The sequence below is a fragment of the Blastococcus sp. SYSU DS0533 genome (assembly GCF_054050775.1).
The window spans coordinates 153488-176548 of sequence record NZ_JBJGZZ010000007.1 but is presented as its reverse complement, the minus strand read 5'-3'; the positions used below and the strand labels follow the sequence as shown (position 1 = coordinate 176548).

The following is a 23061-nucleotide window of genomic DNA, read 5'->3' as shown; positions in this document are numbered from 1 at the left end:
TCGGTGCTGAGCCAGGACCCCCTGGGGTGAGCCAGGACGGCGGCGGGGCGCCGGGGCGAGCCGCCCTCGGTCAGCGCACGACCTCGATCGGCGCGATGCCCTCCTCGGCCGGCAGGTCGAAGCCCCACACCTGCGCGTAGAAGGACAGCTCGCCGTCCAGCGCGGCGCGGATGTTCTCCGCCTTGCGGAAGCCGTGCTGCTCCCCCGGGAAGAGCAGGTAGGCGTGCGGCACGCCCTTGGCGCGCAGGGCGGCGACGATCGCCTCGGCCTGCGACGGCGGGACGATCGCGTCCTCGTCGCCCTGGAACACCGCCAGCGGGGTGTCCAGCGCGTCGACGTGGTTGATCGGTGACCGCTCCTCGTAGACCGCCCGCCCCGACGGCCACGGCGCGACCAGGCCGTCGAGGTAGCGCGACTCGAACTTGTGCGTCTCCGCGGCGAGGGCGCCCAGGTCCGCGACGCCGTAGTGGCTGGCCCCGGCGGTGAAGACGCCCGGGCGCATCGAGAGCGCGGCGAGGGTCGTGTAGCCGCCGGCCGAGCCACCGCGGATCGCCATGCGCGCCGGGTCGACCCGTCCGGCGTCCGCGAGGAAACGCGCGCACGCCACGACGTCGTCCAGGTCGATCACGCCCCACCGGCCCCGCAGCGCGTCGCGGTAGCGGCGGCCGTAGCCGACCGAGCCCCGGTAGTCGACGTCCGCGACGCAGAACCCCCGGGAGGTCCAGTACTGGATCTCCAGGTTCAGCACCGGGACGGCGGCGGCGGTGGGGCCACCGTGGACCACCACGAGCAGCGGCGGGAGGCTTCCCGCCGGGGCCGTCGCCTCCGGGTTCGCCGGCGGGTAGACCAGTGCGTGGGCGACGCCGATCCCGGTGCCGCGGTCCTCGGTGGGGAAGGTGACGTGCTCGGGCCGGGAGAACCAGGCCGGGGCCAGCCCCAGCTCCCGCGCCGGCCGCAGCACCTCGGTCGCGCCGCTGCCGACGTCCACGCGGAGGACCACCGGCTCGCTCGCCGGGCCGCCGGCGACGCAGACGACGCCGCTGCCCTGGGCCGTGACGTACCGGAAGGTGCCGTGGGGCAGGTCGAGCTCGCGGGGCTCGCCGCCTGGGTCGAGCACGGCCAGGCGGTCCCGGCCATCCCGGGCGTAGGCCAGCACCAGGCGACCGTCGTCCAGGAGCGCGTACCGGGACTGGCCGAAGACCCACTGGGGGCCGGCGATGTCGTTCCCGACGTCGACGACGAGCTCGGGCTGCTCGTGCGGCCGTTTCCGGTACAGCGACCAGAAGTTCGTGCGGTCGTCCAGCCACCACAACGAGAGGTCCGGGCCCCAGACCGGCTGGACGGCGGACTCACCGGGCCCGCCGGCGAGGACGTGCTCGGTGCCGTCGGCCGCGCGGACGACGAGCTGCGCGCTGTCCCACGGCATGTCGGGGTGCTCCCACCGCAGCCACGCCAGCGTGACGCCGTCCGGGGCGAGCCGCGGGTCGGAGACGAAGTCAGAGCCGGAGACGAGCACCTCCGTGCTGCCGTCGTGGCCCACGCGCACGATCTCGTTCACCACGTCGGCCGCTGCGCCGGACGCGGCGTGCGTCTCCCGCACGGCGAGCACGCCGTCCGGGACGACGGCCAGGTCGGCGTAGCGGACCCCCGACGGGATCCCCGGCTCGGGGGTCACGGCGACGGGGGAGCCGTCACGGGGTGCGAGTCGGTACAGCCGCTGGTCCGGGAAGTGGGTGAACCAGAGGACGCCGTCGGACACCGTCCAGGCGGCGCCCCCGTACTCGTGCACGCGGGTGCGGGCGTTCCAGGGTGCGGGCAGCGCGTCGGTGACCACGCCGTCGGCGGTGCGCCGCACGAGCGCGGTGCGGCCGCCCTCGGCGGGGAGGGACTCGGCCCACCACACGTCCGAGCCGTCCACCACCACCTCGCCGAGGCGGGCCGCGGCCCGGACGACGAGCTCGGAGGTGACGGGGGTGGGCCAGCTGCCGTGGGGGAGCGAGGTGCTCATGCGTGTGACGTTATGGGACGGCGGTGAGCGGGACACGACATCCGGCCTGCCTGCCGGGGGCTCGTCCCGGGCTTACGGTCTGACGCATGCCTGCCCGCACCACGCCGAACCGCCGGCCGGCCGCGACCCGCAGCCGATCGGGATCGACGGCGGCGAGCAAGAAGCGGCCCGCCGCCAAGCGGGCACCCAACCGGCGGCAGCCGGCCCAGAAGAAGTCGTCGTCGTCCGGGGGCTCGGTCTGGCGCATCGCCAGCGGGGGCTGGAACCTGCTCGCCCGCGGCGCCGGTGGGCTGGCCCGGTCGGTCGCCCGGCCGGAGGAGGCCGAGCCGCTGGCTCCCGAGCACCGCCGGGACGGGGTCGGTCTGGCCGTGCTCGGGCTGGCGATCGTGCTCGGCGCCGCGGCCTGGAGCAACGGCATCGGGCCGGTCGGTGCCGCGCTCACCGACGGCGTGCGCTGGATCATCGGCTCGCTGGTGATGGTGCTGCCCGTCGTCCTCTTCTTCGCCGCCCTGCGGCTCCTCCGGCGTGGCCCCCGCCCGGAGGCGCGCGGCCGACTGGCCATCGGCTGGCTCTGCACGGTCGCCTCGGTCCTCGGCATCGCCCACGTCGTCGGCACCCCGGCGGTCCCCCAGGGCGGGGAGCCGGGCACGGGCGGGCTGGTCGGCTGGGCCGTCGGCACGCCGCTGGCCGCCGGCGTCGGTGCGGCGGTCACCGTCGTCCTGCTCGCGCTGCTGGCCTTCTTCGGCCTGCTGGTGATCACCGCGACGCCGGTGCACCAGATCCCCGAGCGCACGCGCGAGTTCACCGACCGGCTCCTCGGCCGCGACGACCACGACGGGTACGCCGACGAGGACCACGACGACGAGGAGGACGAGGAGCCCGCGCCCAAGGGCCGCCGGCGCCGCACCTCGCTGTCGGAGGACCTGCTCACCACCGGGCCCATCGACCACGGGGCCTACGCGGAGGCCCCGGAGGCCACCCGCACCACCGAGCCGGAGCACACGGTGCTGGCGGCCCCGCCGCCACCGGTGCCGTCGGTGCGGCGCCCGGTCGAGGACCGCACCTCGCCGCCGGAGGACCTGCCGCCGATCACCGAGCCCGAGCAGCTGTCCATCCAGCCGGTCGAGGGCGACTACGTGCTGCCGGCGCTGTCCACGTTGCGTCCGGGTGACCCGCCGCGGGCGCGGTCCAAGGCCAACGACGTCGCCATCGAGGCGATCAGCGGCGTGCTCGACCAGTTCAACATCGACGCCGCCGTCACCGGCTTCACCCGCGGCCCGACGGTCACCCGCTACGAGGTCGAGCTCGGCCAGGGCGTGAAGGTCGAGAAGATCACCGCGCTGACCAAGAACATGGCCTACGCGGTGGCCAACGACAACATCCGCATCCTCGCGCCGATCCCCGGCAAGTCCGCCGTCGGCATCGAGGTCCCCAACACCGACCGCGAGAAGGTCAGCCTGGGCGACGTGCTGCGCTCGCAGGCCGCCAAGCAGGACCCGCACCCGATGCTGGTCGGCCTCGGCAAGGACATCGAGGGCGGGTTCGTCTGCGCCAACCTGGCGAAGATGCCCCACCTGCTGGTCGCCGGCGCCACCGGTGCGGGTAAGTCCAGCTGCGTCAACTCGATCCTGACCTCGCTGCTGCTGCGGGCCACCCCCGACCAGCTGCGGATGATCCTGGTCGACCCGAAGATGGTCGAGCTCACGCCCTACGACGGCATCCCGCACCTGATCACGCCCATCATCACCGACCCGAAGAAGGCCGCCACCGCGCTGGCCTGGCTGGTCGAGGAGATGGAGCAGCGCTACCAGGACATGCGTTCCACCGGGGTCCGGCACATCGACGACTTCAACCGCAAGGTCGAGAAGGGCGAGATCACCGCCCCGCCCGGCAGCGAGCGCATCTACCGGCCCTACCCGTACATCCTCGCGATCGTCGACGAGCTGGCCGACCTGATGATGGTGGCCCCCCGCGACGTCGAGGAGCACATCGTCCGGATCACCCAGAAGGCGCGTGCCGCCGGCATCCACCTGATCCTGGCGACGCAGCGCCCGTCGGTCGACGTCGTCACCGGTCTGATCAAGGCCAACGTGCCCTCGCGGCTGGCGTTCTCGACCTCCAGCCTGACCGACAGCCGGGTCATCCTCGACCAGCCGGGCGCGGAGAAGCTCATCGGCATGGGCGACGCCCTGTTCATGCCGATCGGCGCGGGCAAGCCGATGCGCGTGCAGGGCGCCTTCGTGACCGACGCCGAGATCGAGGCGGTCGTCGAGTTCACCAAGCGCCAGGCGGAGCCGGAGTACCGCGAAGAGGTCTTCACCGCCGGCGGCGGCGGTGAGAAGAAGGAGATCGACGAGGACATCGGTGGCGACCTCGACCTGCTGCTGCAGGCCGTGGAGCTCATCGTCACCAGCCAGTTCGGCTCCACCTCGATGCTGCAGCGCAAGCTGCGCGTCGGGTTCGCCAAGGCCGGCCGGCTGATGGACCTCATGGAGAGCCGCGGCATCGTCGGGCCCTCCGAGGGGTCCAAGGCCCGCGACGTCCTGGTCAAGCCTGACGAACTCGAGGCCACTCTCTTCACCCTCCGCGGCGGCGAGTGACCCGTCCCGGCGTGGCCCCGTCCGGAGGCCCGGCCCGAGCGTGCGAGGGCTGCGGGGGACGAGCCCCTCTGGTGACGATCTGGAACGGCCCCCGCGCAGGGTCCCGTCGCCAGCGCGCGAGTGACGGGGGGCACCGGGATCCTTCACCTACGATGGTCGGGTGACAGCCACGCCCAGCCCTGCCCGGACCGTGGCCGTGGTGACCCTCGGGTGCGCGCGCAACGAGGTGGACTCCGAGGAGCTCGCCGGCCGGCTCGCCGCCGAGGGGTACGAGCTCGTGGAGGATGCCGAGGGCGCCGACGCGGTGCTGGTCAACACCTGCGGGTTCATCGAGACCGCCAAGAAGGACTCCGTCGACGCGATCCTCGCCGCGACGGACTCCGGCGCCTCGGTCGTCGCCGTCGGCTGCATGGCCGAGCGCTACGGCGCCGAGCTCGCCGACGCGCTGCCCGAGGCCACCGTCCTGGGCTTCGACGACTACGCGCAGATCGGCGGGCGCCTCGACGACGTCCTCGCCGGGCGCCCGCTGGTGCCGCACACCCCACGGGACCGGCGCACGCTGCTGCCGATCAGCCCGGTCGAGCGCTCGGCGGTCCTCGCCGGCGCCGGTGGCCGCGTCGAGGACGCGGGGCCGGCCATCCCCGGTCACGACTGGCTGCGCCGGCGCCGGCTGGCCGCCGGGCCGTCCGCCGCGCTCAAGCTCGCGTCGGGCTGCGACCGGCGCTGCGCGTTCTGCGCGATCCCGACGTTCCGCGGTGCGTTCGTCTCGCGCCCGCCGGCCGAGGTGCTGTCGGAGGCGGCCTGGCTGGCCGGGCAGGGCGTCACCGAGCTCGTGCTTGTCAGCGAGAACTCCACCTCCTACGGCAAGGACCTCGGCGACCTGCGCTCGCTGGAGAAGCTGCTGCCGCAGCTGGCCGCCGTCGAGGGGATCGCCCGGGTGCGGGTGGCCTACCTCCAGCCGGCTGAGCTCCGGCCGGGCCTGCTGGAGGTCATCGCCGGCACCGACGGCGTCGCGCCCTACTTCGACCTGTCCTTCCAGCACTCGTCGCCGACGCTGCTGCGCCGCATGCGTCGGTTCGGCGGCACCGAGGACTTCCTCCGCACCATCGAGCGGGCCCGCGAGCTCGCACCCGGCGCCGGCTTCCGCACCAACGTCATCCTCGGGTTCCCCGGGGAGAGCGGGGACGACGTCGCGGAGCTGGAACGCTTCCTCACCGAAGCCCGCCTGGACGCGGTCGGTGTGTTCGGCTACTCCGACGAGGAGGGCACCGAGGCCGTGCGGCTGCCGGGCAAGCTCGACCAGGTCGAGATCGACGCGCGCGTCCGCCGGATCACCGATCTGGTCGAGGAGCTGACCGCGCAGCGCGCAGAGGAGCGGGTCGGGGAGCGCGTCGAGGTGCTGCTCACCGAGGACCTCTCCGCAGAGGAGGGCCCAGGGACCTGGCTCGGGCACGCCGCCCACCAGGACCCGGACGCCGACGGCACGACCACGGTCAGCGGTGTGCCGGCCGACGCGGTCCCCGGGCAGGTGGTCGGGGCCGAGGTCGTCGGCACCGAGGGCATCGACCTGCTCGCCGCCGTCCGCGTCCCGGCCGCCGCCCCGGCCGGGCGGTGACCCTGGTGACGGACGTGGCCCCCGACCCGGCAGCGACGCCACCGCAGTCGGTGCGGCTGGTGAACGTGCCCAATGCGCTCACCGTGCTGCGGCTGGCCGTGGTCCCCGTCTTCGCCGTCCTCCTGCTGCAGGACGACAGCCTCGACGACACCAGCCGCTACTGGGCCACGCTCGTCTTCGGCCTGGCGATCCTCACCGACCGCTACGACGGGCTCATCGCCCGGCGCACCGGTCAGGTCACCGAGTTCGGCAAGCTCGCCGACCCGATCGCCGACAAGGCGCTCACCGGGACCGCCCTCATCGGGCTGTCGGTGCTGGCGCTGCTGCCCTGGTGGGTGACCGCGGTGATCCTCGTGCGCGAGGTGGGGGTCACACTCCTGCGCTTCTGGGTCATCCGGGACGGCGTCATCGCCGCCAGCCGGGGCGGCAAGGCCAAGACCGTGCTGCAGGCGCTCGCGATCGGGCTGTACATCCTGCCGCTGAGCGGGGCGCTCGCCACCACCCGCTGGTGGGTCATGGCCGCGGCCGTGGTGCTGACCGTGGTGACCGGTCTGGACTACGTCTACCGCGCCATCACGCTGCGCCAGACCAGCGCCCGGGCCATGCGCGCTGCCGCAGCACGCCGGGCCGCCGGCCCTGGGACCGGCACCCGCAGCGACACCGCGGCCTGATGGCGGAACCGGTACCCGGGGCGGCGCTCGAGGCGCTCGCCGGCGAGGTGCACCGGGCGCTGGCCGCCCGCGGCGCGACCGTGGCGGCCGCCGAGTCGCTCACCGCGGGGCTGCTCTGCGCCACCCTCGCCGCGGTGCCCGGCGCCAGCGCGACCCTGCGCGGGGGCGCCGTCGTCTACGCCACCGACCTGAAGACCACGCTCAGCGGGGTGCCCGCCGACCTGCTGGCCGCCCACGGCCCGGTGAGCCCGCAGACGGCGGCGGCGCTGGCCGAGGGGATCCGCACCCGCTGCTCGGCCTCCTTCGGCGTGGGACTCACCGGCGTCGCCGGCCCCGATCCCGTCGACGGGCACGGTCCCGGCACCATCTACCTCGGCCTGAGCGACGGGCAACGCACCGACGTCGTCCGGCTGGACCTGCCCGGTGACCGGGCGGCGGTGCGCTCCGGCGCCGTGGCCAGCGCCTTCGCCGCCCTCCGTGACCGCCTGAGCGGGAACGCCGGCCCGGCGGAGGGCGTTACGCCATGAGCGGACTCGGCCCCGCCGGTGGGCCGGCGGCGCGCGCGCCGCGTACCGTGAGCGCACGGTGCCCGACGGCACCGCCGCTTCCCCGCTCGCAGGACAGGAGACGGCCATGACGCTGCTGCGCACCCAGCTCGGGAACACGCTGCGCGGCCACCGGCTGCGTCAGCACCGCACGTTGCGCGACGTCTCCGGTGCCGCGCGGGTCAGCCTCGGTTACCTCTCCGAGGTGGAGCGGGGACAGAAGGAGGCCTCCTCCGAGCTGCTCGCCTCCATCTGCGACGCCCTCGAGGTCGAGCTGGCCGACCTGCTCGCCGAGGTGAGCCTCGAGTTGCGCGGTGCCGCAGCCGGCGCGGACGTCCGCCCCCTGGCGAGCTCCGGCGAGGCCGCGCCCACCGCCGAGACCGCGGCGGCGCCGCAGCCTGCCGACGCGGCGGCCGAGCCGGCCCTCGCGCTCGTCGGTGCCGGGCAGGGGCGTCCCACCCGGCGGCGCGACGCGGTGTCGCTCGCCGCCTGACCCCCGGGTGGCGTGAACCGCACCCGGTCGGAGCTGCTCGCCGGCGCCGCCCAGGCCTTCGCCGCCCAGGGGCTGCGGCGGACGACGATGCAGTCGGTCGCGGTCGCGACCGGGGTCGCCAAGGCGACGCTCTACAACTACTTCCGCACCAAGGACGAGGTCGCGCGGGCGCTGCTGGCTGCGGAGCTGCAGCGGCTCGCCGACCTCGCCGCCGGTCTCTCCCCGGCCGACGGGCTCGCCGTGCTCGGCGACGAGCTCGCCACGCACCCCGTGCTGCGCCGGCTCGCGGACGCCGAACCGGACCGGCTGGTCGGGCTGCTGGCGCCGGGCGACCGGGCGTGGGCGGAGCTCACCGGGCGGCTGGCCGCGGCGCTCGGCACCGACGACGACGGGGCGCAGCTGGCCGGGCGGTGGCTCCTGGGCGTGGTCCTGCAGCCGGGGCTCACCACACAGCGGCGCCGTCAGGCGGCGCTGCTCGGTGAGCTGCTGCGGTCGGCGGGCTGAGCCGGAGGTGCCAGGGGGAGCCGGCGGGTGAACACCACCCGGTCGGCGCCGGGACCGGCGTGCCCGGGAGAAGGGGCCGCAGGGGCCTCGAGCCGGGCGGCCAGCGCGGCGGCGCCGGCATCGCCGGGCAGCGCGACTGCCTGCGCGACGCGCGCACCCACGGCGGCCGCCAGACCGGCGAAGCGTTCCAGCAGCCGGGTGGCGACCCCCCGCCCGCGCCAGGCCGGGTGGACGGCGACGGCCTGGACGACGGCGAGGCGGTCGGCGCTCACGACGCCCAGCAGGTAGCCGGCGTCCCCGCCGTCCGGGGTGAGGGCGACCGCGCCGAAACCGCCGAGCTGGTGGAAGAACACCGGGTCGTGCAGCGCCGCGACCGAGTCGTCGTCGAGCGGGGAGCCGGCCCAGAACTCGGCGCGACGGGCGAGCAGCCGGCCGCGCAGGGCACCGGCGGAGAGCTCCTCGAAGCCCACCAGCCGGAGGTCGCCGGCGGTCACCCGTCTCCCCGCGCCGCCGCCAGCTCGGCGCGCGTGGGGGGATCGGCGCCCACCCGCGTGCAGTTGACCGCGGCGACCAGCGCGGCGTCGTCCACCAGCGCGAGCAACCGGTCGTCCGCGACGGCGTCCAGGTCGGCCCGCGTGGCGAGGCCGGCGGCCAGCAGGCCGCTGAGCAGCCCGGCGGCCAGGGAGTCGCCGGCACCGACGGTGTCGACCACCGGTACCCGTGGGATCTCCCGGCGCAGGACCGGCCGGCCGGGCCGGGCGATCCGTAGCGGTGCGCCCCCGTCGGTGAGCACCACCAGCGCCGGCCCGCGCTCGGCCCAGCGGCGGGCCGCGTCGTCCAGGTCGGTGGCGCCCGGTTCCAGCCAGGCGAGGTCCTCGGCGCTGACCTTCACGACGTCGGCCCGGCGGACGAGCTCCTCGAGGCGGTCGGTCACGGCGGCCCGGTCGTTGCCCAGCGAGGCGCCGACGGGGCCCTCGGCCAGCATGGGGCGGATGTTCGGGTCCACGCTGATCAGCGCCCGGCCCGCCAGCCGGCGGACCAGCCGCGCGATCGCGCCGCTGCCCGGCTCGGTCCAGCTGGAGATGGAGCCGACGTGCAGCGCGCCGACGGCCTCGGGGAGCGCACCGTCGAGCTCCTCGTCGGTCCACTGCCAGTCGGCGGCGCCGAGCACGTGGAAGCCGTAGTCGGGAGAGCCGTCGGCGCCGACGCCCACCACGGCGAGGCTGACGGGTTCGGCGGCGGCGACGAAACCGGCCGTGTCGACGCCGGCTTGCTCGGCGTGCCGCCGGAGGTTGGTGGCGAGCGGGCCGGTGCCCAGCCGGGCCAGCAGCCGTACCGGGGCCTCGAGGCGGGCGGCGGCGACGGCGACGTTGAGCGCGTTGCCGCCCGGGCGGGCGACGTAGTGGGGTGCCGTGCTGCCCTCCGCCGCACCGGGGACGGGCAGCAGGTCGACGACGAGCTCCCCGAGGACGCAGAGGACAGGGGTGGGAGGCGGCACGCTGGGCACACTAGCCGTGGCGCGGACGGCCCGCGTCGGTTGCCGACGGTGATCACCTGGGACGATGCTGAGGACGAGCATCGCCGGGCCGGTGACCGCGCCGGAGCAGGAGGACCTCATGCCCAACCCGTTCGTGAAGCTGTGGAAGTACCTCACGGCTTCGGCCAACGCGCAGATCGACCAGCGGGCCGACCCGAAGATCCAGATCGCGCAGGCGATCGAGGCCGAGCAGCAGCGGCACCAGTCGCTGGCCAACCAGGCCGCCGCCGTGCTGGGCAACCAGCGGCAGCTGGAGATGCGGCTGAACCGGCAGCTGGGCGAGGTCGAGAAGCTCCAGGCCTCCGCGCGCCAGGCGCTGGTGCTGGCCGACCAGACGCGGGCCAAGGGGGATGCGGCCAAGGCCGCCGAGTACGAGCAGGCCGCGCAGGCGTTCGCCACGCAACTGGTCGCCGCCGAGCAGTCGATGGAGGACCTCAAGCGAAGCCACGACGAGGCGCTGCAGGCCGCCGAGCAGGCGCGCGGGGCGGTGGAGCAGTCGCGGATGCGGCTGCAGACCACGCTGGCCGAGCGAACCAAGCTGATGAGCCAGCTGGAGCAGGCGAAGATGCAGGAGCACGTCGCCGCCTCCATGAAGCAGGTCAACGAGCTGTCGGCACCGGGCAACACGCCCTCGCTGGCGGAGGTGCGGGACAAGATCGAGGCCCGGTACGCCAACGCCCTCGGTCAGGCCGAGCTGGCGCAGTCGTCGGTCGAGGGGCGCATGCTCGAGGTCCAGAAGGCCACCCTCGACGTGGCCGGGGCCTCGCGGCTGGACCAGATCCGCGCGTCGATGGGTGGCGCCGGCACGCCGGCCGTCGAGGGCAGCAACGCCGCGGGCGCGATCGAGCAGGGGACGCCGGCGTCGGAGCAGGCCACCCAGCCCCAGGCCCAGCCCGCGGAGCGGCCCGACCCGGCCTGACGCGGCGGCCTCCTCCGCCCCGCTGCCCCGTGCGGGCGGCGGGGCGGACGGCGTTCAGCCGGGGGTGGCGAGGGGGCGTGGCCGGCCCGGTTCGCCGGTTCGCGCCGTCGGGGCGATCGGGGAGTCCGCCGCCTGGCAGCGCGGGCACCAGTAGGTGACCCGCTCCTGCAGGTGGGGCCCCTGGTCGCCCATGAGGATGGGGGTCCGGCAGCGCCGGCACGGCTTGCCCTTCCGCCCGTAGACCCAGTGGTCCTGGCCGCGGCGCAGGTCGCCGGTGGTGCTCTGCTCCGGGTGCTCGAGGTTCGCGCGCATGAGCCGCTGCGCCCGCTCCAGCAGCGGTGCCAGCCGGGCGTCGACGTCGGCCACCCGGGCCCACGGGTGCAGGCCGAGCAGGAAGAGCGACTCCACCTTGTACAGGTTGCCGATCCCGGCAACGTTGCGCTGGTCGAGGATCGCGACGCCCACCTGCTCGTCGGGGAGGGCGCGGATCCGCCGCAGCGCCTCGTCGAGGTCCCAGTCGGGGCCGAGGATGTCGGGGCCGAGGTGCCCGACGAGCCGGTCCTCCTCGGCCGTCGGCACGATGTCCACGTCGTGCAGCCGGTAGCCGACGCACTCCCACTCGTCGGTGGCCAGGACGACCCGGACGTCGTAGCCGGGGCCGCCCCGCCAGCGGGCGCCGGGCCGGTAGATGTGCCAGCTGCCGTCCATCCGGAAGTGGGTCCGCAGCGTCCGCCCGTCGGCGAGCCGGATGAGCAGGTGCTTGCCACGGGGGACGACCTCGGTGACGGCCGCGCCCGTCAGGTCCAGGGCGGCCAGCTGGGGGAGCCGGAACTCGCCGCGGCGCAGCGTGCCGCCGGCGAGTGCGGTGTTCATCCGCTTCGCCGCCAGCCAGACGGTGTCTCCCTCGGGCACGCCGACCATGATCCCCGGCGGTGCACCGGCCTGCCCCTCCGGTGTGAGAGTCGCGACAACCGGGAAGCCGGCGGTGCTCCGGTGCGCTGCCCCGTGCGTGAGCGTGCCCCTGCGACTGCGCGCCCGGCTCGGGAGCGCCCCCACCGTCCTCACCGCCCCCGACCACGAGCCGGTCACCGTCACCGTCGCCCGCGTCGTGCGGCCCGACCGGCGGGCGGCGTTCGAGCGTGCGGCCGGTGCGGTGCTGGCCGAGGCCGCGAACTACCCCGGCAACCTGGGCGCGTCGCTGCTCCACCCGGGCGAGGGCAGCTCGGAGTACCACCTGGTCTACCGCTTCGCCGACGCCGACTCGTTGGCCGCGTGGGAGCGCTCGCCGGAGCGGCAGGCGTTCCTCGCGCGGCTTCCGGGGATGGTCGAGGACGAACGGGTCGCCCGGGCGGTGGGTCTGGAGAGCTTCTTCGCCGTCCCGCCGCGGCCGGGGCCGGCCTGGCGGAGCTGGCTGCTCACCGTCGCCGTCGTCCTGGCGTTCACCTCGAGCTTCCAGGTGCTCGCACTACCCCTCGTCGAGGGCTGGCCCTGGCCGCTGCGGTTGCTGCTGTCGGCCGTCTACGTCGTCACCGCGCTGCGCCTTCTCATGCCCCGGCTGAGCCGCTGGTGCGCCCCCTGGCTGCAGGGCTCGCGGCGCCGCTGACCGTTGCTGATCAGCCGCGCAGGCGCAGGCCCCGAGGGGTCGCGGCGAAGCCGGCCGCCTGCAGCGCGTTGCTCAGCGGCGTCGACTCGTGCACCGAGGCGCCGTCGGCCTTCTGCACCACCATGCGCCCGAGTGCGCCGGCCGACACCGCCCCGGACAGCGCCGTCGCGGCCTCCTTCAAGGTCTGCTCGTCCTCGGTCCACGACAGCAGGGTCTTGCCGCCGCGCTCGACGTACAGCACCAGGTCGCCGTCGACCAGGACGACCAGCGCGCCCGCCTTGCGTCCTGCCCGGTGCCCCGACCTCCGGCCGCCGGTGCCCTCGCCGATGTCGACGGCGGCGTCCTCGCTCCCGGGTCGCTCCGGCCACGGCAGCGCCGCCCCGTAGACGTTGGCCGGGTCGGTCGCGGCGAGCACGATCGCGCCGGTCGGCACCCGGTCGGGCGAGGCGAAGCTGCGCAGCCGGTCGACCGAGCCGGGGGTGCCGAACTGGGCCGCGCCGAGGGTCTCGACGAAGTAGCCGCGGCGGGCCCGGCCGTTCTCCTCGAACGCGCGCAGCACCGGGTAGACGGCGGAGAAGCCACCGGCCACCTGCTCGGCCATGACGGCGCCACGGGTGAGGACACCGTGCCGCTCCAGCAGCGCCTCGGCGCGCGCGGTGGTGCGCCGGGTCGCGTTGGCCTCCCGGTCGGGCAGCCGCGACCAGCGCCCGGCCACCGTTGGCGGGCCGCTGCGCGTGGGCATCGCGGCGCGGGTCAGGCGCGGCCGCCCGTACCGGCTGCGGGTGACCCGCGGTGCGGCGGCGGCCCGCTTGTGGGTGCCGCCGCCACCCAGGCGGGTGCGCAGCGGGGCCAGGGTGTCGTTGGTGAGCGCCCCCGCCCACACCAGGTCCCAGAGCAGGTCGGCCAGGGCGGTGTCGTCGGTGGCGCCCACGGCGTCGGAGAGGCCCCGGAAGAACAACGCCTGGCCGCCGGCGAGCAGGTCGAGCAGCCGCTGACCCTCCCCGGCCACCTCCAGCTGCTCGGGCAGCAGCAGCGGTGCGAGGTCGGCCGGCACCAGGCTGATCCAGCCGTCGCCACCGGGCAGGCCACCGGCGCCGGCCCACAGCACCTCGCCGGCGCTGGTCAGCTCGTCCAGCATGGCGGGGGAGTAGTCGCGGACCCGGGCCGGCAGCACCAGCGACTCCAGGGCGCTGGCGGGTACGAGCGCCCCGGCGAGCTGCTCGACGACCGCCAGCACGCCGTCGGCCCCGCGCAGCCGGCTGCCGACCGACTGCCACGACGGCGTGAAGCGGGCGAGCGTCCCGGTGGGCACCGGCTCGACCTCCTGGCGCAGCTTGGTCAAGCTGCGCCGGCGGATGGACCGCAGCACCTCGGCGTCGCACCACTCCTGGCCGGTGCCGCCGGGGCGGAACTCGCCGGAGACCAGCCGGCCGGTGCCGGTGAGCCGCTGGACGGTCGCGGTGACCACGGCGACGCCCAGCCCGAGCCGGGTGGCTGCCTCGGCCGGCTGGAAGGGGCCGTGCGTGCGCGCGTAGCGGCCGACGAGGTCGCCCAGCGGGTCGGCGACCGGCTCGGTGAAGACCTCCGGCACGCCCACGGGCAGCGCCGTGCCCAGGGCGTCGCGGAGCCGGCCGGCGTCCTCGATGGCGACGAAGCGCTCCTCGCCGGCGATGCGGACCAGCAGCGCGCGCCGGGCGGCGACCAGCTCGTCGAGCCACTTCTGCGGCACACCGCGGCGCGCGGCCTCGGCCGTGGTGAGGTCGCCGACCACCCGGAGCAGGTCGGCGGCCCCGTCGACGTCGCGCGGGTGCCGCTGCTGGGGAAGCCGCTGCAGCTCGGCCGCGATCTCGGTGATCGCCTCGGCGTCGAGCAGCTCGCGCAGCTCGGAGCGGCCGAGCAGCTCGGCGAGGAGGCCGGTGTCGAGCGCGAGCGCCTGGGCGCGGCGCTCGGCCAGCGGGGCGTCACCCTCGTAGAGGAACTGGCCGACGTAGCCGAACAGCAGCGACTGGGCGAAGGGTGAGGCGGTCTCGGTCTGCACGTCGACCACCCGGACCCGCCGGGCGCGGACGTCCGCCATCAGCTCGATCAGCCCGGGCACGTCGTAGACGTCCTGCAGCACCTCGCGGGCCGCCTCGAGGGTGATGGGGAAGGAGGAGAACTCGCTGGCGACCGAGAGCAGCTGGGCCGCGCGCTGGCGCTGCTGCCACAGCGGGGTGCGCCGCCTCGGGTCGCGCCGGGGGAGGAGCAGCGCACGGGCGGCGCACTCCCGGAACCGGCTGGCGAACAGCGCCGAGCTGCCGACCTCGGCGGTGACCTCTCGTTCGACGTCGTCGGGGTCGAGGACCGCGAGGTCGCCCTCCGGCGGCTCGCCGGTCGTGTCGGGCAGCCGCAGCACGATCCCGTCGTCGGAGTGCATGGAGGAGACGTCGACGCCGTACCGTTCCCGCAGCCGGGCGGCGAGCACCAGCGCCCACGGGGCGTTGACCTGGGCGCCGAAGGGCGAGTGCACGACCAACCGCCAGTCGCCCAGCTCGTCGCGGAAACGCTCGACCAGCAGCGTCCGGTCGTCGGGCAGGTGGCCGGTCGCCGCCTTCTGCTCGGCGAGGTAGGCGGCCAGGTTCGCCGCACCCCACTCGTCGAGGCCGGCCGCCCGGGCCCGCTCCAGGCCTGCCTCCGGCGTCGCCGACCCGACCTCGCGCAGGAAGGCGCCGAGCGCCCGGCCGAGCTCCAGCGGCCGCCCGGGGGCGTCGCCGTGCCAGAACGGCATCTTGCCGGGCTGGCCGGGCGCCGGGGTGACCAGCACGCGGTCATGGGTGATCTCCTCGATCCGCCAGGACGAGGAACCCAGGAGGAACACGTCGCCGGTCCGCGACTCGTAGACCATCTCCTCGTCCAGCTCGCCGACCCGGCGGCCACCGGTGCCCTCACCGCCGACGAGGAAGACGCCGAACAGTCCGCGGTCGGGGATGGTGCCGCCGCTGGTGACGGCCAGCCGCTGGGCGCCGGCGCGGGCGGTGAGGGTGTCGGTGACGCGGTCCCAGGTGAGCCGCGGGCGCAGCTCGGCGAAGGCGTCTGAGGGGTAGCGCCCGGCCAGCATGTCCAGGACGGCGTGCAGCGCGGACTCGGGCAGCGAGGAGAACGCCGCCGACCGGCGCACCAGTGCCCCGACCTCGTCGACGGTGCGCGGTCGCTCGGACACGATCGCGACGATCTGCTGGGCGAGCACGTCGAGCGGGTTGCGCAGGTAGCGGATGCACTCGATCGCGCCGGCCTGCATCCGCTCGGCGACCAGCGCGCACTGCACCAGGTCGCCGCGGTACTTGGGGAACAGCACCCCGCGGCTGACCGCACCGACCTGGTGGCCGGCGCGGCCGACCCGCTGCAGGCCGCTGGCGACCGTGGGTGGCGCCTCCACCTGCACGACGAGGTCGACCGCGCCCATGTCGATGCCGAGCTCCAGGCTGGAGGTCGCGACGACGGCAGGCAGCCGGCCGGACTTCAGCGCCTCCTCGACGATCGACCGCTGCTCGCGGGAGACCGATCCGTGGTGGGCGGCCGCGACCGGCTGGAAGGCCTCCGGCAGGCCGCCGCCGGAGCCGGCCTGCGCCATGAGCGCCGCGGCGTTGGTGCCCGGCGGCACGGGCTCGCCGGTCTGCCGCTCGTAGGCCAGCTCGTTGAGCCGGCTGGTCAGCCGCTCGGCGAGCCGGCGCGAGTTGGCGAAGACGATCGTGCTGCGGTGCGCCTGCACCAGGTCCAGCACCCGCTCCTCGACCGCCGGCCAGATGGAGTTCCTCGGCTGGTGCCCGGCCGCCGACCCCTCCAGCTCGCCCGTCGGCTGGCCGAGCTCGCTCATGTCCTCCACGGGGACGACGACCGAGAGGTCCCACCGCTTGGTCGAGCCCGGGGAGACGACCTGCACCGGGCGCCCGCCGGCGAGGAAGGTGGCGACCTCCTCGATCGGCCGCACGGTGGCCGACAACCCGATCCGCTGCGCCGGCCGCTCCAGCAGTTCGTCCAGCCGGTCCAGGGAGACGGCCAGGTGCGCGCCGCGCTTGGAGTCGGTGACGGCGTGCACCTCGTCGACGATGACCGTCTCGACGCCCCGCAGCGCCTCCCGGGCCTGGCTGGTGAGCAGGAGGAACAGCGACTCCGGCGTGGTGATGAGGATGTCGGGCGGCCGGCGGGCGAAGGTGCGCCGCTCGTCGGCCGGGGTGTCGCCCGAGCGGATCCCGACCTTGATCTCCGGGCGGGGCAGCCCCAGCCGCGCGGCGGCCTGGCCGATGCCGGCCAGCGGCGCGCGCAGGTTGCGCTCGACGTCGACGGCCAGCGCCTTCAGCGGCGAGACGTAGAGCACCCGGCACCGCGTCCGCTCGTCGGCCGGCGGCGTGGCGGCGAGCCGGTCGAGCGACCACAGGAACGCCGCGAGCGTCTTCCCCGAGCCGGTCGGCGCCACGACGAGGGCGTGCTCGCCGCTGCTGATCGCCTGCCAGGCGCCCTCCTGCGCCTCGGTCGGCCGCTCGAAGGCACCGGTGAACCAGGCGCGCGTCGGCTCGGAGAAGCGGGCCAGGGCGCCGGGACCGTCGGAGGGGCCGGAGGTCGGACGGGCAGGCACGCGCTCAGTGTCCCCGGGGTGTACGACACTTCGCTGGTCGGCGGGGACGCCGGCGGGCGGGAACCACCCGCCCGGGGAGACGGGAGCGCTCGTGGGACCGCTGCAGCAGCCCGAGGTCACGATCGACGTCGCCCGCGTGCAGCGCCGCACGCTGGGCGTGCTCAGCGGCGGCGTGGCGCTGGCGGGGCTCGGTGTCACCGTCGGCATCACCGCCGGCGGGCTGCTGGCCCGTGACGTCGCCGGCACCGACTCCGCGGCCGGGCTCGGGCAGACCGCCGGTGTGCTGGGCGCGGCCGTCCTGGCGGTGCCGCTGGCCCGGATGAGCGACGGCGCCGGCCGGCGGGCGGGGCTGGCCGTGGGCTACGGCCTGAGCGTGGTCGGGGCGGTGCTGACCGTCGTCGCCGCGGCGGCGTCGTCCCTGCTCCTGCTGCTCTGCGGGCTGTTCCTGTTCGGTGCCGCGACCGCCTGCGGGCTGCAGTCCCGGTACGCCGCGGCCGACCTCGCCGAGCCCGAGCACCGCGGCCGGTCGCTCTCCCTGGTCGTGTGGGCGACCACGGTCGGGTCCGTGGTCGGCCCGAACCTGGCCGCACCCGGTGCCGGGCTCGGGGAGGCGCTGGGGCTGCCGGCCCTCGGTGGCGTCTTCGTGGTGTCGGCGATCGTCTTCGCCGTGGTGGCGGCGGGCTTCCTCGTACTGCTGCGGCCCGACCCGTTGCTCCTGGCCCGGTCGCTCGGCGGCGGTGCGGACGGGCCCCGGCCGCGGCAGGCCACCGGCACGGCCCTGCGCGCGGTGTGGGCGACGCCGGCCGGACGGCTGGGGATCACCTCGGTCGTGGTGGCCCACTCGGTCATGGTCGGGGTCATGGTGATGACACCGGTGCACATGGGGCACGCCGGCGGGCCGGAGGGTGCGGTGCTGCGCCTGGTCGGTCTGGTCATCAGCGTGCACGTGGCCGGGATGTACCTGTTCTCCCCGCTCGTGGGGATGCTCGCCGACCGCGTCGGGGCGCCCTCGGTCGTGGCCCTGGCCGCCGGGCTGCTGCTGGCCGCGGCGGCGGTGTCGGGGACGGCGGCGCCCACGGACGCGGTGCAGCTGGGGGCCGGGTTGCTGCTGCTCGGGCTGGGCTGGTCGTGCGGGCTGATCGCGGGCTCAGCGCTCGTCACGGCCTCGGTGGGGCCCGAGCTGCGGCCGACGGCGCAGGGCGGCACCGACATGCTGATGGGCCTCGGCGCGGCGCTGGCCGGCGTGGTCGGTGGCCCGCTCCTGTCCTGGGGCGGGTTCGGCCTGGTGTCCGGCGTCTCCGCGGCGCTGGTGGTGCCATTGGTCGTGGTGTGGCTGGGGGCGCGGGTCAGCGCCCGCGGTAGTTCCTGATCAGCAGCACGATGAGCGCGACGAGCGCGATCACGATGCCGATCTCGAGGACGGTGTCGAGCGTCGCGGAGCCGGTGCCCGGGATCATGCGCGCAGCGTAGGGCGACAGCGGCGCGGCCGGGGGCCGACGAGTTAGCGTCGTGCTGTGCGGCTGCAGGAGTTCTGGTCCCGTCTGGACGGACAGTTCGGGGCGATGCGCGCCCAGAGCGTGGCGCGCGACCACGTGTTCTCGGAGCTGGGCGGGCGCACGGCGGTGGACGCCATCGAGGCCGGCTTGCCGGTGCGCAAGGTGTGGCTGGCCGTCTGCGAGGCCTTCGACGTGCCGGTCAAGGAGCGCTAGGGGGCGACGGGTGCCGGGTCCGGCGTGTCGGCCTGGCGGTCGAACACCTGTTCGGCCTACTGTGGCGTCCACAGGCCGGCCGGTCCTCCCCAGCCCGCCCCACGATCCGAAAACTGTCGGTGCCTCGCCCTAGCGTCGGTCCCGACCCGCTTCTCGCGAACCGAAGGTGACGCACCATGGCAGCAACGCTCGACCGCGACAAGGCCCTCGACATGGCCCTCGCCCAGATCGACAAGCAGTTCGGCAAGGGCTCGGTCATGCGGCTGGGCGACGAGACCGCCCAGGCGATCAAGGTCATCCCGACCGGGTCGATCGCCCTCGACATCGCCCTGGGCATCGGCGGCCTGCCGCGCGGCCGGGTCATCGAGGTCTACGGGCCGGAGTCCTCCGGTAAGACCACGGTCGCCCTGCACGCGGTGGCCAACGCGCAGGCCAACGGCGGCATCGCCGCCTTCATCGACGCCGAGCACGCGCTCGACCCGGAGTACGCCCGCGCCATCGGCGTGGACACCGACGCCCTCCTGGTCAGCCAGCCCGACACCGGTGAGCAGGCCCTCGAGATCGCCGACATGCTGATCCGCTCCGGCGCGCTCGACATCATCGTCATCGACTCCGTGGCGGCCCTGGTGCCCCGCGCCGAGATCGAGGGTGAGATGGGTGACAGCCACGTGGGTCTGCAAGCCCGGCTGATGAGCCAGGCGCTGCGCAAGATCACCGGAGCGCTGAGCAACTCCGGCACGACGGCGATCTTCATCAACCAGCTGCGCGAGAAGGTCGGTGTGGTCTACGGGTCGCCCGAGGTCACCACCGGTGGTCGCGCGCTGAAGTTCTACTCGTCCGTCCGGCTCGACGTCCGCCGCATCGAGACCCTCAAGCAGGGCACCGACGCGATCGGCAGCCGCACGCGGATCAAGGTCGTCAAGAACAAGGTGGCCGCACCCTTCAAGCAGGCCGAGCTCGACATCCTCTGGGGTCAGGGCTTCAGCCGGGAGGGCGGCATCGTCGACGCCGGTGTCGAGCAGGGCATCGTGAAGAAGTCCGGCGCTTGGTACACCTACGAGGGCGACCAGCTGGGCCAGGGCAAGGAGAACGTCCGCAACTTCCTGCGGGACAACCCCGACCTGGCCGACGAGATCGAGAAGAAGGTCAAGGAAAAGCTCGGCATCGGCCCGAAGCTCGACGCCCCGGCGCCGGTCGACGCCCCCGACTTCTGACCTGCCGGTGGAGGAGCGGCCACCGAACCGCCGGCGCGGCCCCGGGGTGACCCGGGCCGGCCGGCGCCCGCAGACGCCGGGCGGCGATGATCCCCTGACCCCGGACGTCGCCCCTGGATCCCCGGAGGACGAGCCGGGTGATCCCGAGCAGGTGGCGCGCAGCATCTGCCTCCGCGCGCTGACCGGAGCGCCGAAGACCCGGCAGCAGCTGGCCGACCTCCTCGCGAAGCGTGGCATCCCGGACGAAGCCGCCGAGGCCGTGCTCGACCGCTTCACCGAGGTCGGTCTCATCGACGACGCGTCCTTCGCCCGCGCATGGGTCAGCAGCCGTCAGGCCGGCCGCGGGCTCGCCCGGCGGGCGCTCTCCGCGGAGCTCCGCGCCAAGGGCGTCGATGCGGAGACCGCCGCGGAGGCCGTGCAACTCGTCGACGACGACGACGAGCGGGAGGCGGCCCGGCGACTGGTGCAGCGCCGGGCGCCGGGGATGCGCCGGCTCGACCGCCAGACCGCCACCCGGCGGTTGATGGGCATGCTCGCCCGCAAGGGCTACAACGGTGGCCTGGCGGCGGCCGTGGTCCGCGAGGTCCTCGACGAGCTCGGCGCTGCGGACAGCGCCGACGATCCGATCATCGAGTTCGACGAGGAGGGCGTGCTGCCCTGAGCGACCGCACCTCGCCCGGACGTGCCACGAGGCGGCCCGGATCCTCCGGGCCGCCTCGTCGGCTCTCCAGATCCGTGCCGGCTCAGCCGGTGGCGAGCCAGGCGGCCACGTCGACGGCCAGCCCGTCGGGGGCCTCCTCGTCGTCCACCAGCCAGGCGGGGTCCCGGCGCTGGCCGTCGGCGAGCCACCGGATGATCTCCGCGTCCAGCTCGTCGACCGCGGGAGCGCCCGGCCGTCGGCGTTCGCCGACGAAGGTCAGATCGGACTCCGCGCCGTCCGGGTAGCGGAACACCACCCGGCAGCGCGAGCGCCGGTGCCGGGCCGGCGGCACGACCTCCCGGACGACGGCGCTCTCGGCGCCGGCCGCGTCGGCGAACACCGGAGCCGCCGCGCGGAGCCGAGCCACGAACTCCTGGCCGGCGTCGAGCCGCGTGGTCACGTCCACGACCGTCGGGGTGGCGGCCTGCTCGTCGGGCTGGGGCGCCGCGGGCTGGGGCGTCGCGGGCTGGGTGGTCGCGGGCTGGGGCGTCCCGGGCGGGATCGTCCCAGCAGAGGTCCGGGGGACCGGGGGCAGGTTGCGGCGCCCGGCCGCGTGCATCGTCTCCATCGTGAGGAACAGTCTCGCGACCGTTCCGCGACGTCGTGGCCGGGCGCGCCCACCTGGGACGAGTGAGTCGGACGTGAAAGGGCAGGTCAGCGGAGGGATCGGCCTCCGGCGGGCACTGCCCGGCCGACCGCGGACCACCTCCGGAAGCCGGCGGCAACGACTCAGGCGGCGCCTCCGCCGCCGCCCATCTGGACGTCTGCCGGGAGCTGGGGGTTGCCGCCGCCCGACTTCGCGGTCCGGCGGGTCCGGCGCTCGACGAGGTTCGCCACCTGGGACAGCAGCACGTTGATGATGATGTAGATCAGGCCGGCGGCGACGTAGAGCTGGAAGGTGTACTGGTTGCCGAAACTCAGGGAGAAGAACTCCACGAGGCTGCGGGCCCCTCGCAGCAGCTCGAAGTAGCCGATGATGAAGCCCAGGGAGCTGTCCTTCAGGAGTACCACCAGCTGGGCGATGAGGACCGGGAGCATGCGCCGCGTCGCCTGCGGGAGCAGCACCAGCGTCATCACCTGGTACTTGCGCATGCCGATCCCGAAGGCGGCCTCGCGCTGCCCCTTGTCGATCGACAGGATGCCGGCCCGGAAGATCTCGGCGAGCACCGCCGAGTTGTAGAGGATCAGCCCGCCGGCGAGCGCCTGGAAGGCCGAGAGCTCGATGTCGTACTTCGGCAGCACGAAGTACAGCGCGAAGATGACCACCAGCAGCGGGATGGCCCGGAAGAACTCGATGTAGGTGCCGACCAGCCAGCGCACCACCCGGTGGTCGGACAACCGGCCGACGGCCAGCAGCAGGCCGAGGACCGTCGCGACGACCATGCCCACGGCCGCGACCTGCAGCGTGTTGACCAGCGCGCGGCCGAGGGTCTGCGGAACGCCGGTGCGCGCGTCGAAGAGCACGGCCCAGCGCTGGCTCTCCAGCTGGCCGTTGCCGGCCAGCCGGATGAGGACGACGGCGAGGATCCCGACGATCAGCAGGATCCCGATCCCGGTACCGATGCGGATGCGGGCGCGTGCCTTGGGTCCGGGGATGTCGAAGAGCACGGGGGCGGTCATCGCAGGATCGCCACCCGCCGCTCCAGGCGGTGCACGCCGAAGGCGAGCGGCAACGTGATGATCATGTAGGCGATCACGACCCCCAGCAGGACGGCGGTGAGCTGCCCGGCGTCGGCGTTGACCAGGCGGGGGAGCAGGGAGCTGAGCTCGCTGGTGGCGAAGCCCGCGGCGATGGAGCTGTTCTTCACCATCGCGATGAAGACGTTGCCCAGCGGCGGGACGACGGTGCGGAACGCCTGCGGGAGGACCACCTCGCGCAGCGACTGCCCGAACGTGAGGCCGATGGCGCGGGACGCCTCGGCCTGGCCGGTCGAGACCGAGTTGATGCCCGAGCGCACCGCCTCGCAGACGAACGCCGCGGTGTAGAGCCCGAGGGACAGGACGGCCCCGGTGTAGAAGCCGAGGATGAAGTCGATCTGCGGGAGGCCGAAGATCAGGAAGAAGAAGACCACCGTCAGCGGCGTGTTGCGGAAGGTCTCGACGTAGAAGGTCGCCAGCCCGCGCAGCGGCGGGATCGGGCTGACCCGCGCGGCTGCCAGGAGCGTGCCCAGCACCAGCGCGAGCAGACCGGCGAGCAGCGACAGGCTCAGCGTCGTCAGGAACGCGTCCCACAGCAGGTCGAAGTTGTCAGCGAGGAACTGCACGCCGCCTCCTCTCGGGGCTGGTCATGGAGCGGCGCTGCGGGGCGGGAACTCCCGCCCCGCAGCGCCG

The 23061-nt window shown here is 74.9% G+C and carries 20 protein-coding genes; 12 read left to right on the top strand and 8 right to left on the bottom strand.

Features of this window, described 5'->3' with window-relative positions; all coding sequences use genetic code 11:
• Positions 1 to 70: 70 nt before the first annotated feature.
• A complete protein-coding gene (locus ACI79W_RS11300) occupies positions 71 to 2008 on the bottom strand; it encodes a prolyl oligopeptidase family serine peptidase (RefSeq protein ID WP_456562176.1) in 1938 nt (645 codons plus the stop codon).
• Positions 2009 to 2094: 86 nt separating this feature from the next.
• Between ACI79W_RS11300 and ACI79W_RS11295 the strand changes: the two genes are divergently transcribed.
• The 6 genes from ACI79W_RS11295 to ACI79W_RS11270 all read left to right on the top strand — a co-directional run bounded on the left by ACI79W_RS11295 (position 2095) and on the right by ACI79W_RS11270 (position 8436).
• Positions 2095 to 4608, top strand: coding sequence for a DNA translocase FtsK 4TM domain-containing protein (locus tag ACI79W_RS11295; RefSeq protein ID WP_456562175.1), 2514 nt, complete (start codon positions 2095 to 2097; stop codon positions 4606 to 4608).
• 160 nt (positions 4609 to 4768) lie between these two features.
• Positions 4769 to 6223: a 30S ribosomal protein S12 methylthiotransferase RimO gene (gene rimO / locus ACI79W_RS11290; RefSeq protein WP_456562174.1), complete on the top strand. Its 1455-nt coding sequence runs from the start codon at positions 4769 to 4771 to the stop codon at positions 6221 to 6223.
• A 5-nt stretch (positions 6224 to 6228) separates the two neighbouring features.
• Positions 6229 to 6894 carry a CDP-diacylglycerol--glycerol-3-phosphate 3-phosphatidyltransferase gene (gene pgsA, locus ACI79W_RS11285; RefSeq protein WP_456562173.1) on the top strand — a complete coding sequence of 222 codons (666 nt, stop codon included), beginning with the start codon at positions 6229 to 6231 and terminating at the stop codon, positions 6892 to 6894.
• Positions 6894 to 7421, top strand: coding sequence for a CinA family protein (locus ACI79W_RS11280; RefSeq protein WP_456562172.1), 528 nt, complete (start codon positions 6894 to 6896; stop codon positions 7419 to 7421). The genes pgsA and ACI79W_RS11280 overlap by 1 nt, the downstream gene beginning before the upstream one ends.
• Positions 7422 to 7527: 106 nt before the next feature.
• On the top strand, positions 7528 to 7932 hold the full coding sequence (locus tag ACI79W_RS11275) for a helix-turn-helix domain-containing protein (RefSeq protein ID WP_456562171.1): 405 nt from the start codon (positions 7528 to 7530) through the stop codon (positions 7930 to 7932).
• A 12-nt stretch (positions 7933 to 7944) separates the two neighbouring features.
• A complete protein-coding gene (locus tag ACI79W_RS11270; RefSeq protein ID WP_456562170.1) occupies positions 7945 to 8436 on the top strand; it encodes a TetR/AcrR family transcriptional regulator in 492 nt (163 codons plus the stop codon).
• On the opposite strand, the gene ACI79W_RS11265 is transcribed toward ACI79W_RS11270, so the two are convergent.
• Both ACI79W_RS11265 and ACI79W_RS11260 read right to left on the bottom strand, forming a co-directional pair.
• Entirely contained in the window at positions 8394 to 8930 is a 537-nt protein-coding gene (locus ACI79W_RS11265) for a GNAT family N-acetyltransferase (RefSeq protein ID WP_456562169.1), read from the bottom strand. The genes ACI79W_RS11270 and ACI79W_RS11265 overlap by 43 nt on opposite strands.
• Positions 8927 to 9934 carry a PfkB family carbohydrate kinase gene (locus ACI79W_RS11260; RefSeq protein WP_456562168.1) on the bottom strand — a complete coding sequence of 336 codons (1008 nt, stop codon included), beginning with the start codon at positions 9932 to 9934 and terminating at the stop codon, positions 8927 to 8929. Before ACI79W_RS11260 ends, ACI79W_RS11265 begins: the two co-directional genes overlap by 4 nt.
• Positions 9935 to 9998: 64 nt before the next feature.
• Between ACI79W_RS11260 and ACI79W_RS11255 the strand changes: the two genes are divergently transcribed.
• Positions 9999 to 10892, top strand: coding sequence for a PspA/IM30 family protein (locus tag ACI79W_RS11255; protein ID WP_456562167.1), 894 nt, complete (start codon positions 9999 to 10001; stop codon positions 10890 to 10892).
• Positions 10893 to 10946: 54 nt separating this feature from the next.
• Here ACI79W_RS11255 and ACI79W_RS11250 read toward each other — a convergent pair whose 3' ends face one another.
• Positions 10947 to 11804, bottom strand: coding sequence for a DNA-formamidopyrimidine glycosylase family protein (locus tag ACI79W_RS11250; protein WP_456562166.1), 858 nt, complete (start codon positions 11802 to 11804; stop codon positions 10947 to 10949).
• 97 nt (positions 11805 to 11901) lie between these two features.
• Here ACI79W_RS11250 and ACI79W_RS11245 point away from each other — a divergent pair, with 97 nt between their 5' ends.
• Positions 11902 to 12495: an antibiotic biosynthesis monooxygenase gene (locus ACI79W_RS11245; protein ID WP_456562165.1), complete on the top strand. Its 594-nt coding sequence runs from the start codon at positions 11902 to 11904 to the stop codon at positions 12493 to 12495.
• A 10-nt stretch (positions 12496 to 12505) separates the two neighbouring features.
• Here the strand turns inward: ACI79W_RS11245 and ACI79W_RS11240 are convergent, their stop codons facing one another.
• A complete protein-coding gene (locus ACI79W_RS11240; protein WP_456562164.1) occupies positions 12506 to 17107 on the bottom strand; it encodes an ATP-dependent helicase in 4602 nt (1533 codons plus the stop codon).
• 91 nt (positions 17108 to 17198) lie between these two features.
• Here ACI79W_RS11240 and ACI79W_RS11235 point away from each other — a divergent pair, with 91 nt between their 5' ends.
• The 4 genes from ACI79W_RS11235 (at position 17199) to ACI79W_RS11220 (ending at position 20691) form a co-directional block, all read left to right on the top strand.
• On the top strand, positions 17199 to 18476 hold the full coding sequence (locus ACI79W_RS11235) for an MFS transporter (protein ID WP_456562163.1): 1278 nt from the start codon (positions 17199 to 17201) through the stop codon (positions 18474 to 18476).
• A gap of 145 nt (positions 18477 to 18621) precedes the next feature.
• Positions 18622 to 18816 carry a DUF3046 domain-containing protein gene (locus ACI79W_RS11230; protein WP_236826176.1) on the top strand — a complete coding sequence of 65 codons (195 nt, stop codon included), beginning with the start codon at positions 18622 to 18624 and terminating at the stop codon, positions 18814 to 18816.
• 176 nt (positions 18817 to 18992) lie between these two features.
• A complete protein-coding gene (gene recA, locus ACI79W_RS11225; RefSeq protein WP_236826175.1) occupies positions 18993 to 20030 on the top strand; it encodes a recombinase RecA in 1038 nt (345 codons plus the stop codon).
• 151 nt (positions 20031 to 20181) lie between these two features.
• Positions 20182 to 20691, top strand: coding sequence for a regulatory protein RecX (locus tag ACI79W_RS11220; RefSeq protein WP_456562162.1), 510 nt, complete (start codon positions 20182 to 20184; stop codon positions 20689 to 20691).
• Between the two features lie 82 nt (positions 20692 to 20773).
• Here the strand turns inward: ACI79W_RS11220 and ACI79W_RS11215 are convergent, their stop codons facing one another.
• The 3 genes from ACI79W_RS11215 to ACI79W_RS11205 all read right to left on the bottom strand — a co-directional run bounded on the left by ACI79W_RS11215 (position 20774) and on the right by ACI79W_RS11205 (position 22994).
• Entirely contained in the window at positions 20774 to 21298 is a 525-nt protein-coding gene (locus ACI79W_RS11215; RefSeq protein ID WP_456562161.1) for a hypothetical protein, read from the bottom strand.
• Between the two features lie 161 nt (positions 21299 to 21459).
• Positions 21460 to 22350: an amino acid ABC transporter permease gene (locus ACI79W_RS11210; RefSeq protein WP_456562160.1), complete on the bottom strand. Its 891-nt coding sequence runs from the start codon at positions 22348 to 22350 to the stop codon at positions 21460 to 21462.
• The gene (locus tag ACI79W_RS11205) at positions 22347 to 22994 is read right to left on the bottom strand and encodes an amino acid ABC transporter permease (protein WP_456562159.1); all 648 of its coding nucleotides are present in this window, start codon (positions 22992 to 22994) and stop codon (positions 22347 to 22349) included. Before ACI79W_RS11205 ends, ACI79W_RS11210 begins: the two co-directional genes overlap by 4 nt.
• Between the last annotated feature and the right edge of the window lie 67 nt (positions 22995 to 23061).

Excerpts from the sequence above, each read along its gene's own strand:
- ACI79W_RS11255 (WP_456562167.1), top strand. The coding sequence starts at position 9,999 with ATGCTGAGGACGAGCATCGCCGGGCCGGTGACCGCGCCGGAGCAGGAG.
- ACI79W_RS11280 (WP_456562172.1), top strand. The coding sequence starts at position 6,894 with ATGGCGGAACCGGTACCCGGGGCGGCGCTCGAGGCGCTCGCCGGCGAG.
- ACI79W_RS11210 (WP_456562160.1), bottom strand. The coding sequence starts at position 22,350 with ATGACCGCCCCCGTGCTCTTCGACATCCCCGGACCCAAGGCACGCGCC.
- ACI79W_RS11300 (WP_456562176.1), bottom strand. The coding sequence starts at position 2,008 with ATGAGCACCTCGCTCCCCCACGGCAGCTGGCCCACCCCCGTCACCTCC.
- ACI79W_RS11215 (WP_456562161.1), bottom strand. The coding sequence starts at position 21,298 with ATGGAGACGATGCACGCGGCCGGGCGCCGCAACCTGCCCCCGGTCCCC.
- ACI79W_RS11295 (WP_456562175.1), top strand. The coding sequence starts at position 2,095 with ATGCCTGCCCGCACCACGCCGAACCGCCGGCCGGCCGCGACCCGCAGC.
- ACI79W_RS11275 (WP_456562171.1), top strand. The coding sequence starts at position 7,528 with ATGACGCTGCTGCGCACCCAGCTCGGGAACACGCTGCGCGGCCACCGG.
- recA (WP_236826175.1), top strand. The coding sequence starts at position 18,993 with ATGGCAGCAACGCTCGACCGCGACAAGGCCCTCGACATGGCCCTCGCC.